This is a genomic window from Parendozoicomonas sp. 2304DJ65-17 (genome assembly GCF_058148445.1).
In genome coordinates this window covers 522,980-535,471 of record NZ_JBYVJV010000002.1, presented here as the reverse complement: position 1 = coordinate 535,471, position 12,492 = coordinate 522,980, and the positions used below count along the sequence as shown (strand labels likewise).

11 protein-coding genes are annotated in these 12,492 nt (G+C 48.8%); 6 read left to right on the top strand and 5 right to left on the bottom strand.

The window, feature by feature from the left end; genetic code table 11:
- Positions 1–65: 65 nt before the first annotated feature.
- From ACY2RR_RS07400 to rimI, 3 genes are all read left to right on the top strand, one after another.
- Entirely contained in the window at positions 66–1,604 is a 1,539-nt protein-coding gene (locus ACY2RR_RS07400; protein ID WP_490107501.1) for a 2-isopropylmalate synthase, read from the top strand.
- Positions 1,605–1,668: 64 nt separating this feature from the next.
- Positions 1,669–2,535 carry a hypothetical protein gene (locus tag ACY2RR_RS07395; protein WP_490107500.1) on the top strand — a complete coding sequence of 289 codons (867 nt, stop codon included), beginning with the start codon at positions 1,669–1,671 and terminating at the stop codon, positions 2,533–2,535.
- 61 nt (positions 2,536–2,596) lie between these two features.
- On the top strand, positions 2,597–3,076 hold the full coding sequence (gene rimI, locus ACY2RR_RS07390; protein ID WP_490107499.1) for a ribosomal protein S18-alanine N-acetyltransferase: 480 nt from the start codon (positions 2,597–2,599) through the stop codon (positions 3,074–3,076).
- 56 nt (positions 3,077–3,132) lie between these two features.
- On the opposite strand, the gene ACY2RR_RS07385 is transcribed toward rimI, so the two are convergent.
- Entirely contained in the window at positions 3,133–4,524 is a 1,392-nt protein-coding gene (locus tag ACY2RR_RS07385) for a hypothetical protein (RefSeq protein WP_490107498.1), read from the bottom strand.
- Between the two features lie 140 nt (positions 4,525–4,664).
- Between ACY2RR_RS07385 and ACY2RR_RS07380 the strand changes: the two genes are divergently transcribed.
- The 3 genes from ACY2RR_RS07380 (at position 4,665) to ACY2RR_RS07370 (ending at position 7,817) form a co-directional block, all read left to right on the top strand.
- On the top strand, positions 4,665–6,569 hold the full coding sequence (locus ACY2RR_RS07380) for a bifunctional metallophosphatase/5'-nucleotidase (protein ID WP_490107497.1): 1,905 nt from the start codon (positions 4,665–4,667) through the stop codon (positions 6,567–6,569).
- Positions 6,562–7,164 carry a carbonic anhydrase gene (locus ACY2RR_RS07375; RefSeq protein ID WP_490107496.1) on the top strand — a complete coding sequence of 201 codons (603 nt, stop codon included), beginning with the start codon at positions 6,562–6,564 and terminating at the stop codon, positions 7,162–7,164. Before ACY2RR_RS07380 ends, ACY2RR_RS07375 begins: the two co-directional genes overlap by 8 nt.
- A gap of 158 nt (positions 7,165–7,322) precedes the next feature.
- Entirely contained in the window at positions 7,323–7,817 is a 495-nt protein-coding gene (locus tag ACY2RR_RS07370; protein ID WP_490107495.1) for a DUF2947 domain-containing protein, read from the top strand.
- A 50-nt stretch (positions 7,818–7,867) separates the two neighbouring features.
- Here ACY2RR_RS07370 and ACY2RR_RS07365 read toward each other — a convergent pair whose 3' ends face one another.
- From ACY2RR_RS07365 to ACY2RR_RS07350, 4 genes are all read right to left on the bottom strand, one after another.
- Positions 7,868–8,503, bottom strand: coding sequence for a bifunctional 4-hydroxy-2-oxoglutarate aldolase/2-dehydro-3-deoxy-phosphogluconate aldolase (locus ACY2RR_RS07365; RefSeq protein ID WP_490107494.1), 636 nt, complete (start codon positions 8,501–8,503; stop codon positions 7,868–7,870).
- Between the two features lie 25 nt (positions 8,504–8,528).
- Positions 8,529–9,458 carry a sugar kinase gene (locus tag ACY2RR_RS07360; protein ID WP_490107493.1) on the bottom strand — a complete coding sequence of 310 codons (930 nt, stop codon included), beginning with the start codon at positions 9,456–9,458 and terminating at the stop codon, positions 8,529–8,531.
- On the bottom strand, positions 9,458–10,696 hold the full coding sequence (gene uxuA / locus ACY2RR_RS07355) for a mannonate dehydratase (protein WP_490107883.1): 1,239 nt from the start codon (positions 10,694–10,696) through the stop codon (positions 9,458–9,460). The genes ACY2RR_RS07360 and uxuA overlap by 1 nt, the downstream gene beginning before the upstream one ends.
- A gap of 75 nt (positions 10,697–10,771) precedes the next feature.
- Complete coding sequence (locus ACY2RR_RS07350) at positions 10,772–12,259, bottom strand: mannitol dehydrogenase family protein (protein ID WP_490107492.1); 1,488 nt, start codon at positions 12,257–12,259, stop codon at positions 10,772–10,774.
- Positions 12,260–12,492: the final 233 nt, after the last annotated feature.

Genomic DNA, 12,492 nt, shown 5'->3' with positions numbered 1-12,492 from the left:
TGGCTTGGCTATTCATCACCCAATGAAAGAGCCATAAGCAGAACAATAAACTGCAGGACAATTTTATGACCAGTAATCGCGTGGTTATTTTCGATACAACCCTGAGAGATGGGGAACAAAGCCCTGGCGCATCCATGACCAGGGATGAAAAGCTACGTATCGCCAAAATGCTGGAACGCCTGCAGGTTGATGTTATTGAAGCTGGTTTTGCCATGGCGAGTGTGGGGGACTTTGAATCGGTTAAAGCCATCGCCACTACGATTAAAAACAGCACAGTGTGTAGCCTTTCGCGAGCACTGGATGGTGATATTGATCGCGCTGCTGAAGCGCTGAAACCAGCCGAAAGTGGCCGTATCCATACTTTTATCGCCACGTCTCCCATACACATGAAGTACAAGCTGCAGATGGAACCTGACAAGGTTATCGAGCAGGCTGTTCATGCGGTAAAACGAGCACGCAATCAATGCGCCGATGTTGAGTTTTCCTGCGAAGACGCCGGCCGCTCTGAGCTGGATTTCCTGTGCCGTATTATTGAGCAGGCTATTGATGCCGGTGCCCGGACAATCAATATCCCAGATACTGTCGGCTACGCCCTGCCCCATGAGTTTGGTGAAACCATCCACCAACTGCTTACCCGCATACCCAATTCCGATAAAGCTATCTTCTCAGTGCACTGCCACAACGACCTTGGGCTGGCGGTTGCCAACTCTTTGTCTGCCGTCGTAAACGGAGCTAGACAGGTTGAGTGCACAATTAATGGTTTGGGAGAGCGCGCAGGCAACGCTTCTCTGGAAGAACTGGTGATGGGATTACGTACACGTAATGACTCTCTGCAACTCGATACCCGCATTGCTACAGAGCATATCGTTCCAGCTTCCCGCCTTGTTTCCAGCATTACTGGCTTCCCGGTTCAGCCAAACAAAGCCATTGTGGGTGCGAACGCTTTTGCCCATGAATCCGGTATTCATCAAGACGGTGTCCTCAAACACAGGGAAACCTATGAAATTATGAAAGCCGAAGATGTTGGCTGGAACACCAACAAAATGGTTTTAGGAAAACTTTCCGGCCGTAACGCTTTCAAAACCCGTATGGAAGAGTTGGGAATCAACTTTGAAACCAAAGAAGATCTTAACGAAACCTTCAAGCGGTTTAAAAATCTGGCTGACAAAAAGCGCGATATATACGACGCTGACCTTCAGTCACTGGTTGCCGACTCTCTGGAAATTGATGAAATCTTCAAGCTGGATGCTTTGTCTATCAGTTCAGAGATGGGTGGCACACCAGAAGCCAAAATCATTCTCTCAGTCAATGATGAACAGAATGAAATCATCAGCACTGGAGATGGTGCTGTTGATGCAACATTTAAGGCGATTGAAGCCATCGCCTGCTCCGGTGCACAGTTGGAACTTTACAGCGTTAACGCCATTACCAGTGGTACAGATTCCCAGGGTGAGGTTACTGTCAGACTGGCCCGCAAAGGCCGGATCGTGAACGGTAACGGTGCAGATACCGATGTGCTTATTGCGTCTGCCAAAGCTTACGTGCATGCGCTTAATCTTCTGGAAGCCGGTGAGAAACGCAATCCACAAACCGGCCCGATCTAAGTTGAGACAAGTTTCCGTCAGTTGCATTACAATGGAGGTTTACTTCAGCGATTGACGGAACAACATGAACGAAAGGCAGCGACAGGACTATCTGGAAGCCATGGGTATACAAACATGGTTTCCCCGTTTTGTGCTGCCCGCCGCAAAACCTTCACACACCTGTGACTGGGACTTTGACGACTATCCTGTTGAGCCACAACAATCTCAGCCAGCACCTCAGGTAGTAGAAGCAGCGGCTCAAACTGCATCGCCACAGCTTCACGCTCCACACTCCCCCTATACACAGGCTCCAGCTCCCAATGCTCCGGTCACGCCGGCGGCCGGAGTTATGAAAGAGTCTTCAGATATTCTGGGAGAACTGGGTTTTGCCCAAGAATCCGATCCACAGGAACAAGATACTGCCGAGACAGAACAGCAATCTGTTGATAGAGAAATCATTCCCGCAGAGCCTTTCCGACTGGCCGTTATTGATATCAGTGATTCCTGCCTTGCAGTGACTGATTTGCCATGGTCTGGCCTGAACCAGTTCACCGGGTACCACGAACGTCTGCTGCGTAATATTCTCAGGGCTGTAAACATTCCCGCTGACCAGGAGTTGCAGGCTGGAGTTTTTGCATGGCCCATTATTCCAGACACAACGCCTGTCGATCGGAAATATGCCAAAGAAGCAGTCCGTTGCTTTTTGACTAACCAGTTTGGTTTACAACGCAGAAAAACCATTCTTCTGTTTGGCCGCAGCAGCAGTGCAAATCTTTGGAGTTATTCCGAAAGCTTTGAGGAATGCCGAGGCGTACACACCAAAGATGGTGTCAATTATGCAATCACCTGCAGCCTGGGAGAGATGATGGGTATCCCGGAACTCAAGGCTGAAGCCTGGACTAATATCAAAGGCCTGCGTAAAACATCATCGCCAGCACCTGATGACAAATAATACTTCTGGTATGAGTTTATCTTTTTCATGATTTTGAATTACAGACATTTAATAACCTTCCATGACCATTCATAACTGGGCCGATGGCTACAGCCTTCGCCCAATGACAGAAGCCGATATTGATTCTGTTCACACCCTCGAATCCACCACCAGCCCTCACCCGTGGACGCCAGGCATTATCCGAAATTGCCTGACAACAGGAGATCGCTGCTGGCTTCTCGAAAAAGATGACGTACTCGTCGGCTATACCGTCACCATGGTGGCTGTAGGTGAAGGGCACATTCTGAATATTGCCATTACTCCAGCCTTCCAAAGGCAGGGCTTAGGCCAGCGATTGCTGGATTTTCTTATTCAGGATTTGGCGGAACAAAAAGCAGAAATTCTATTTCTGGAAGTACGGGCTTCCAATTCCTCGGCGATTGAGCTTTATCTGAAAAATAATTTTACCGAAGTTGGCCGCCGGAATAATTATTATCCCTGTCCCAAGAATGGCCGTGAAGATGCTTTGGTTATGGTGAAGGACTTATCGTTCCAAATGTAAGAACAAGGGCGGAAAGAATGAATTCTTGCCGCCCTCATTCAATCTAGGGGGCGTTCTCAATTAATGTAAAACGGTACGTAGTCCTGCAACTGCCCATCTGGCAGGTCGTAGCATTTCCGCTCAACTCTTTCACAATCTTCATTGTATTTGGGCAGCACCCAGTGGTTAAGGCGAGTCTTCTGCGGATTATTTAACAAGTACTTCCAGCTATCCCTGCCATCGGTGTATGAAAGCAGAGCGGCGTAAGAAATGCCTGAGGTCCAGCCACGGCTGAAGTACCACATCTGGCTGCGATTCTCCTGACCACGGCTCAAGCAAGGCGTCATTCTTATATCTGTGTTGCCTTTGGTTAAGCAGACATCTTCATTGCTCTCTTCAAAACCTTTATTGAAAATTTGCTTGGTAACCAGATCATGGGCCCACTGCTGGCTGCTCTTACCGGGAGTACAGTACTGCAGGCTGACAAGCTTGACCGTGACATAGCCACTACCGCTCTTGTCAGGAACCTGAGTGGTCTTGGCTTCCAGACAAAAATTATCATCTGTACGAGCCTGCTTCAGCGCAAACCAGGCCGCTTTCTTACTGATCGCCGGGGTTTCCGGTTCAGGCTGCGGTTGTGGTGCTGGCTGAGGGGTCGGCTGCGTTGGAGTTGGACTGGGTTTCTCACCTTCTGGCTTCGTCTCAGGTTTGTTTTCCGGAGTTGTTGGAGTAGGTGTAGGCGTTGGACCTGTTGGTGTAGGACCTAGATCTCCGGGTTTAGTGGGCGTTGGCGTCGGTGTAGGGCCTGTCGGTGTTGGGGTAGGAGTCGGTCCCGTAGGCGGAGGCGTTGGCTTCGAAGACCCGCCAGCTTCACAGTTTGGCTGCTCTACAGTTGAAGCGCAGACCTGATTACATTTTTCCGCCCAGGGAATGGTGTAACACCAGTTAGTATCTCTGGGGTTCTCATGCACCCACTGGAAGCTTCCTTTCCAGACACCCATTTCCAACTCAGAAAAGTGTCCCACAACAGAAACGGTACTAATACGACCAGTCCCTTCCTTATAGCGGTACAGCAAGCCTTTGTTATCAAAGTCCCAGCTTTGGGCTTCATTGACAGAGTCATAACATTCTCTGACTGACAGGGTTTCGCCACTGTAGAAAGAGCTTTCACGGGTCAGGCACCAGGGAGACTCATTTTTCTCAACATCCTTGGTCACACCGATAAGCTGATGATTCTTCCCCAGAGTCCAGAACAAGGCTCCTTCGTAAGTACAGACACCATCAATCACTTCAATAACTTCGCTGCGATCCTCTCCCGCATCTGGTTTTAAAACCAGGCAGCTGGTCGGACTATCCGTCGCACGTATCTGAAAAGCGCTTATGGTGTCTGAATCCGTTGGAGCAGCCTGAGTCATCGATGAGGCTACAAAGGATATTGCAAGCCAAAGACAACCGGTTAACCTGTTCATGGATATACCTTCCCTGATGATTCTTTTTAACTCCCGACTCTCCTCACTATAGCCAGTAGGTATTTACCCGGAGGGCATATGCCCAGTACACTTCTTCCAGTGTCACCAATTTGTCGCAGTTACTAATAAAGATTATAAAAATGACTCTACTTCAGCGCTTTTTTCTGGTCGTAAGCCTGAGTTTCTCCTCCTTGCTTATGGCGGCAGGACAACCTTTTACAGTTCTGCACACCAATGACTGGCAGTCCCGCCTGCTGGGGTTTGGCCCCAACACCGAATACACCCCACAAACCATAAACGATGATAAAACCATTGGTGGCGTGGCACGGCTGGCAACCCTGATAGACCAGCGCCGCAGTGAGCTTGGTGGCCAACCCGTGTTGTTACTGGATGGCGGTGATATCAGCCAGGGAACGTTATTCCATACTCTCTACCGGAAACATGCTCCGGAACTGAGACTGATGAAGCTGCTGGGCTACGATGCCCTGACTCTGGGCAACCATGAATTCGACTTCCGCCCGGATGGCCTCTCACAGATGCTGGATGCAGCCAGAAATCATCTGGACGAGATACCCGCCATTATCACCTCCAATCTGGAACTTCCCCCTGCCCAGAAATACCTGCAGGACAACGGCACCATTCAAAAGTGGAAGATTATTGAGAAAAACGGCATCCGCTTTGGCCTGTTCGGCCTGATTGGAAAAGAAGCCGACGAAGTGTCCCCCAATGCCAAACCAGCAGTTTTCGCGGAGCAGATTGCCACCGCCAAGTTTATGGTCAGGTTGCTGAAAGAAGAGCAAAAGGCTGATGTGGTGATTCTTATGTCCCACAGCGGTGTGGTTAAAAATGAAGACGGCAGCTGGGGCGGCGAAGAAGTTGAATATGCCCGTCAGGTGCCCGGAATCGATGCCATTGTTGGCGGCCATAGCCATACAGCTCTCCACGAGCCCATCATGATTAATGGAACTCCTGTACTGCAGGCTGGCTCCGATACCCGCTACCTTGGGGAAATCTCCCTTGAGCTGAAAGACAATGGCAAAGTTACCGTCAAAGGCTACAAACTGCACACCATTGATGACCAGATTATTGGTAAAAACGCTGTCACTGAAAAGGTGAACGCTTTTAAAGCGCTGATTGACCAGGAAGTGATGGCGGGCAGCCCGTACAGCTTCAACCAGCCTTTGGTCAAAACCCCGAAAACCCTGACACGAGCCTATGAAGATCATGCTCTCGGTAACCTTGTCGCTGACGGCATTCGAAAAGCCACTGACAGCGATGTAGCAATGACTACCAAAAGCCTGATCCGTGCTGATATGCTGATGGGCGATAGCGGCATCCAGTCAGTTTCCGATATCTTCCGCCTGCAACCTCTCGGCGTTGGCAACGATAACCAGCCTGGTTACCCGCTAATGAAGGTTTGGATGAATGCTCAGGAACTACGCGGGCTTATGGAAATCATGTCCTTTGCCTATCTCATCAAGGGTGATGACTATTTCCCACGCTTCTCTGGCCTGCGTTTTACCTATAATAAAATGCGCCCACCTCTTGATCGCATCACCTCTATTGAGCTTGGCTCCCATGAAACCGGGTTCACTCCATTGGATCTGACAGACACAACCCGCCTCTATAGTTTTTCTGCGTCCAGTTATGTCGGCAGTTTTGCCTGGGTGATGAAAGATCTCAGCTATGGGCTGGTAAACATTACCCCTAAAGATAAAGACGGTAACCCCTTGCCAGATCTGAAACTGAGCATTGTAGACAGGCTTCCTGCCGAAGAAGGGTTGCAGGAATATAAGAATTGGCAGGCTCAGCTGGACTTCTTTGCCAACCTTCCCGACACAGACGGGGATGGTATTGCCAATATTGTGCTAAACAAGAACGTAACAGAACCCCGTATGCAGGCCATCAGCAGTTTTAAACCTGACGACCTGTTACGCAATGCAACGTGGATATTATGGACGGTTACAGGCCTCCTGTTTACGATCCTGCTTATAATATTCGTTATTGGTTTTCGGACTATCGGGCGCACTAAAAAGAATGGATGAGATAAACGCACTCCTGAAACAAAACCGCGCATGGGCTGATGAGCGGGAAGAGAAAGAGCCTGGTGGCTTTGCCCGGCTGGCAAAAGGTCAATCTCCGGAATACCTATGGATTGGCTGTATCGACAGCCGCATGCCTGCAGAACAACTGACCGGTCTGGAACCTGGCCAGATGCTGGTTTACCGGAATATCGCAAACCTTGTGAACCCCGCTGATAAGAGCTGTATGTCAGCCATTCAGTTTGCGGTGGAAGTTCTCAAGGTGAAAAACATTATTGTCACCGGCCACACTAACTGTGGTGGTGTGGCAGCAGCACTGAAGAAAGAGGCAGACGGAACTCTTGAAGAGTGGCTGACACCTCTTCACGAACTCTGTGACCATCACAGTGAACAGTTGGAAAGCCTGCCCAATGAATCCGAACAGGCTGAACGACTCTGTGAACTCAGCATTGAGCAACAAGTACTAAACGTTGCAGATAATCCTGTTGTGCAAAAAGCCTGGAAAAACGGGCAACAGCTCTCTATTCATGGCTGCGTGTATGATGTTGCTACCGGTGAATTGCGCTCTCTGGGCATTCGGGTCAGTAACTCAAACTAATATCTGAAGCCTGTTCACTACCTTCTTAGAACCTGTGAACAGGCTCTGATTTCCAAGCAAAATCAGACTCTATCTGATAAAGTTCCCTCCACAGCTGACCTGCCCAATCTGCCATTACGGTTCTCCATTCAAGGTTTTCCATCCAAGATGCTTCACAAATGAAATACATTCCCCTGTCCGATTACAAAAACACCTGGATCTTTCGCCATGCAGAAATGCCGGTTCCTGCAAAAGATCTGGAACAGATCAAACCGCTGGTTTCCGTAGCTGCAATTGATATCTGGCGTAACAACATCAGCAAACAGTGTTTAACTCCTGAAGATTTTGGTGATGATGACTGGCCAGCACAGGAAGAAACCTGGGAAGAGTCGGGCAGCTGGCAGGAAGAGTGGGAATCCGATGCACCAGAATTACCGGCTGTTGTTGCAGAACACCTTCAATGGACACCAGAAACTACTGTCTTTTATTGCATCGACAGTGAAGCCGTTCTGGAAACAACCTGGGATGTTTTCAGCCGGAACTGGAAAAACTTTTTGTTCTTCGACGACGAGTGCATTCTTATTGGCCGCAAGCGAAAGCAAGCCGCTCAGTTCCATCAGGACGGAACCGTTTCTGTAGGAAAAAAGGGCATTGTTGCGGCCAGTAAAGGCTAAGAAAAATTCAACGATTAGAAAGGCGAGGCCATACAAACCTCGCCTTAGTTTCAGAGTTGCAATAAAGACGAAGCTTCCTTCGCCAACGCAGTCACCATACTCCAGTCACCAGCAGCCACTGCATCTTTCGGCAGGAGCCAGGAACCGCCAACACAGGCGACATTGGGCAGGCTTAAGTAATCTGCAACATTGTGCTGACCTATTCCACCCGTTGGGCAAAAACTGACCTGCCCGAATGGCCCAGACAATGCCTTCAACATGGCAACGCCACCCGCCTGCTCCGCCGGAAAAAACTTCAACATATCAAAGCCAGCCGCCAGTGCCTGCATCACTTCGCTGGCAGTAGAAACACCGGGCAGGAAGGAAAGGCCTGTATCCCTCGCGGCTTCCAGAAGATCGTCAGATAATCCCGGTGACACAACAAAATCAGCGCCAGCATCAGTAACCTTTCGAAACTGATCACAATTAATCACGGTTCCCGCGCCAACAAAGCAATCAGTAAATTCTTTCTTCAGTAGATGAATGGCATCAATAGCGCACTCAGAGCGCAGAGTTACCTCAAAAACGGTAATGCCACCTTCACGAAGCGCCGCAGCCATAGGTACGACCTGTTCAATGTTATCGACAACCATCACAGGCATAACCGGCGCAGCCTGATCTATAACTCTCTTCAGCTTTTCGTACATTACGTTCCCTGACTTGTTATATCTGTTAAAACAGTGATGCTGTAGCTTCTTCGGGAAGAATCGCCCCTTTGTATTGAATCACCATTGCGGCCAATGTATGGCCAGCTTTTGCAGCCTGAACGGCAGACTCCCCCTGAATCCTTGCCGCCAGATAACCACCATTAAAAGAATCACCTGCTGCGGTTGTATCTATCACCTCAGAAACAGCCATTGCCGATACCTGAATAGTTTCCTCCTGATACCGAACCAGGCAGCCACCTGCACCATTTTTGACAACAACTTCTGGTATGTTGTCCAGACGCTTTAAAGTATCTTCCGGTGAGCGATCTCCAAACAGGGCACGTTCATCATCAAATGTTACCAAGGCCATAGTTGCCAGAGATAGCACCTTATTCACAGCACTCCGGGCTTCGCCAATAGAAGACCACAAACGGGAGCGGTAATTGTTATCAAAAACAATCTCAGCGCCGTTATTTCTTGCCTTTTCAAGATAGGAAAGCAGCAGACTCTGGCTCTCTTCATCAAGAATACCCAAGGTTATACCTGAAAGATAAAGCACATCGAAATCATGGCAAAGACTGTTCGCCTGCTGCTCACTCAAACCACCTTTAAAAAGCTGCTTTGCTGCAGAGTCATTACGCCAGTAACAGAAGCTACGCTCACCATTACCGTCTAACTGTATGGAATAGAGCCCCGGGTACCGATCCGGAATACGGCCAATATGGTCACAAACAATACCTTCTGATTTCCAACCTTCCAGCATCATGTCACTAAGAGGATCGTCCCCCAGTACAGTGACATAACTTACCCGATGATCAGTTGACCGAAGTCCGCGAGACAGATAAACCGCTGTATTCAACGTGTCGCCAGCAAAGGATCGCTGATAACAGTTATTGCCAATATCAGACAGCTCCACCATGCATTCGCCAATCGATGCTATGCGCTTTCCTGTCATTATGTCTGGCTCTGCTCTAGGCAGGCTTGTTCCTGTAAATCCAACTGGGCATTAATAGCCAGCATCATACCGCGAAGCTCTGCCAGCCCACGCATGCGCCCCAGACAGGAATAACCGGGATTTGTTGTTTTATTCAGATCATCCAGCATTTGGTGACCATGGTCCGGGCGAACCGGCATACGCAAATCTCTTCGGCCTTCGTGCACTCTCTGACGCTGTTCTTCCAATAGCGCTCGAATGGTATTGTACATATCCACATCACCATCAAGATGGTCGGCCTCGTGGAAACTCCAACCGTCTTTTTCCATATGGGTGCTACGGAGATGAATAAAATGAATACGAGAACCCAGACGCTTAACCATACCGGGCAGGTCGATACTGCGCTGTGCTCCCAGAGAACCAGTACAGAAAGTGATGCCGTTTGATGGACTGTCTACAGCTTCCACTATACGACGATAGTCCTGTTCATTGCTGGCAATGCGGGGCAAGCCGAGGATAGGACGTGGCGGATCATCCGGGTGTATAGCCATGCGTACACCACACGCTTCCGCGACTGGAACGACAGCCTGTAAAAACTGGAAAAGATTGCTGCGCAGAGTTTCCGGATCTATTCCGTCATAGGAATCGATATTTTCCTGCAACTGGGCAAGGGTGTAACCCTCCTCGGCACCGGGCAGGCCAGCAATAATATTGGAAGTTAGTGTTTTTTTATCTTCATTAGACATTTGGTTGAAGTAATCACGAGCTTGAGACCGTGTCCCTTCATCATAATCCTCTTCTGCGCCGGGGCGCTTAAGTAAGAAGAGTTCAAATGCAGCAAATGCCGTATGGTCATAGCGCAGTGCTTTTGAACCATCATGGAATTCCCAGGCAAGGTCTGTGCGGGTCCAGTCGAGTACTGGCATAAAGTTGTAGCAGACAGTATCCATCCCACAGGCTGCAAGGTTGCGAATAGTCTGCTGGTAATTCGCTATATGCTGAGTGAAATCACCCGAACGTTTTTTTATATCTTCAGTAACGGGAACACTTTCTACAACTGACCAGGTCAGACCAGAACGTTGATTACGTTCCTGATCCCACTCAATTATCTGCTTACGCTTTTGTATCTCTTCAACCGACCAGACTTCACCATTGGGGATATGATGAAGCGCAGTAACAATTCCAGTGGCGCCTGTCTGTTTAATGTCTCTAAGTGTGACGGGGTCATTTGGACCATACCAGCGCCAAGTTTGCTCCATACTCATCTTCCGAACCTGCTCTGGCGAATCAGCTTCTGTTTATAGATGATTCGCCAGAGCTTTTCCGAAGGATTGTTATTTATTCAGGCTAGCGGCTGCGGCTCGAGCCCCCTTTTCTGCCAGCAGGCAACTTGCTGCAACCACTTCACTGACAAACCGATCATTCTTTGGAAGATCATCGCCAAAAATAGCTTTCACAGACAAAAAGGCTTTAACCCTGGCGACAATATTGTCTACCCGATTTCCCGGATGACTGTCTGCAATAAGTTTCAGTTCCGCAGACATAGGATCACGAACATCTATAGATTCACCATTTATATCTACAGCACTGACATATTTCATCCACCCTGCCAAGCCAAGTGCCAAAGGTGCGAAATCAGAGCCCTGCTCCAGATGCCAGCGAACAGTATTCAGCCAGCGCACGGGAATTTTCTGGGAACCATCCATGGCAATCTGACAAATTCGGTGGGTCAACCTTGGATTACAGAAACGCTGCATTAATTCTTCTGCATAAATGTTCGGGTCTGCATCTTCAGGCATATCCAGAGATGCTGCTGCAATGTTTTTCATAAAGTGGCTGATTGCTGCGTAAAAATCAGGATCTGCCGCAACTTCATTGATAGTCGGATAATTACCAAGGTAGCCAAGGTAGGCCATAAAGGAGTGGCTACCGTTTTGCATGCGAAGTTTCATCTCTTCGTAAGGCTTAACATCCTTAACAAATCTTACGCCGGCCACATCGTCCCAATCCGGGCGACCCATTACAAAATTGTCTTCAATAATCCACTGGTGGAAAGCTTCACAAACAATTGCGCCTTTATCTTCAACTCCCAGCTCGTCTTTCACTATTGCTAAGTCTTCAGCAGTCACTGCAGGAACAACGCAATCAACCATAGTGCTGGGGAAAGAGCATTCGTCGGCAATCCATCGAGCCAGCTCCGGATCAAACTGTGCAGCCATCTGCAATACCGCACTGCGAGCACGCTTGCCGTTATCTGGCATATTGTCACAACTTAATACAGTGAAGGGTTTGAGTCTGGCAGTACGACGAGCAGCAAGTGCAGTAACAATCAAACCAATAACAGAGCGAGGGTGTTCAGGATACTTGATGTCATTGGCTATAAGAGGGTTATTAAGATCCAGCTCTCCTGTCGCAGGATTTGTGCAGTAACCTTTCTCTGTAACCGTTAAAGAAACAATGCGAGTGTCCTCTGAACGCATCGCTTTCAGCAAAGAATGCCGGTCACGCTCAGCGTAAAGAGTGTCTACTATAGAGCTGACCAGTTTATAGGTTCGACGGTTATCCGAATGAATTTCAGCAACTGTATACAGGTTATCCTGAGCCTGAAGGTCAGCGACAAGCTGCTCCCCACCGTAGATGTTGGCTGAGATGATCCCCCAGTTACGCTGGCCGGAAATAGCCATAAATTCATCAGTGATCCGGGCCTGGTGGCCTCTGTGAAACGCACCTAAACCAATGTGGACAATGCCGGGAGTAATTGCATCCCGGAGGCTAAGACGGTGGGATAAATTCAGTGAACCAGCAGTTTTATTATTGAGCATGTATACATCCACTCCTGTCCCAATAAAGGACTCATCTGCGCATGAAAAATGTAGCGCCAGGGCAAATGACAGGGACTGGGTGCGATTGGCAACAAGGCCCTTGCTGCCAAGACTCTTATGCTTAAGAGCATTCTATTTAAACGGGGCAACTCCTTTTTGTTTTGAGTCAATCTTTACTACTTGTTTGTGCAAGTTGTGTTTTGTTTTCAGCCAGTGAGGTTTGCTATGCAACG

Excerpts from the sequence above, each read along its gene's own strand:
- ACY2RR_RS07380 (WP_490107497.1), top strand. The coding sequence starts at position 4,665 with ATGACTCTACTTCAGCGCTTTTTTCTGGTCGTAAGCCTGAGTTTCTCC.
- ACY2RR_RS07395 (WP_490107500.1), top strand. The coding sequence starts at position 1,669 with ATGAACGAAAGGCAGCGACAGGACTATCTGGAAGCCATGGGTATACAA.
- uxuA (WP_490107883.1), bottom strand. The coding sequence starts at position 10,696 with ATGGAGCAAACTTGGCGCTGGTATGGTCCAAATGACCCCGTCACACTT.
- ACY2RR_RS07350 (WP_490107492.1), bottom strand. The coding sequence starts at position 12,259 with ATGCTCAATAATAAAACTGCTGGTTCACTGAATTTATCCCACCGTCTT.
- ACY2RR_RS07400 (WP_490107501.1), top strand. The coding sequence starts at position 66 with ATGACCAGTAATCGCGTGGTTATTTTCGATACAACCCTGAGAGATGGG.
- ACY2RR_RS07385 (WP_490107498.1), bottom strand. The coding sequence starts at position 4,524 with ATGAACAGGTTAACCGGTTGTCTTTGGCTTGCAATATCCTTTGTAGCC.
- rimI (WP_490107499.1), top strand. The coding sequence starts at position 2,597 with ATGACCATTCATAACTGGGCCGATGGCTACAGCCTTCGCCCAATGACA.
- ACY2RR_RS07360 (WP_490107493.1), bottom strand. The coding sequence starts at position 9,458 with ATGACAGGAAAGCGCATAGCATCGATTGGCGAATGCATGGTGGAGCTG.
- ACY2RR_RS07375 (WP_490107496.1), top strand. The coding sequence starts at position 6,562 with ATGGATGAGATAAACGCACTCCTGAAACAAAACCGCGCATGGGCTGAT.
- ACY2RR_RS07365 (WP_490107494.1), bottom strand. The coding sequence starts at position 8,503 with ATGTACGAAAAGCTGAAGAGAGTTATAGATCAGGCTGCGCCGGTTATG.
- ACY2RR_RS07370 (WP_490107495.1), top strand. The coding sequence starts at position 7,323 with ATGAAATACATTCCCCTGTCCGATTACAAAAACACCTGGATCTTTCGC.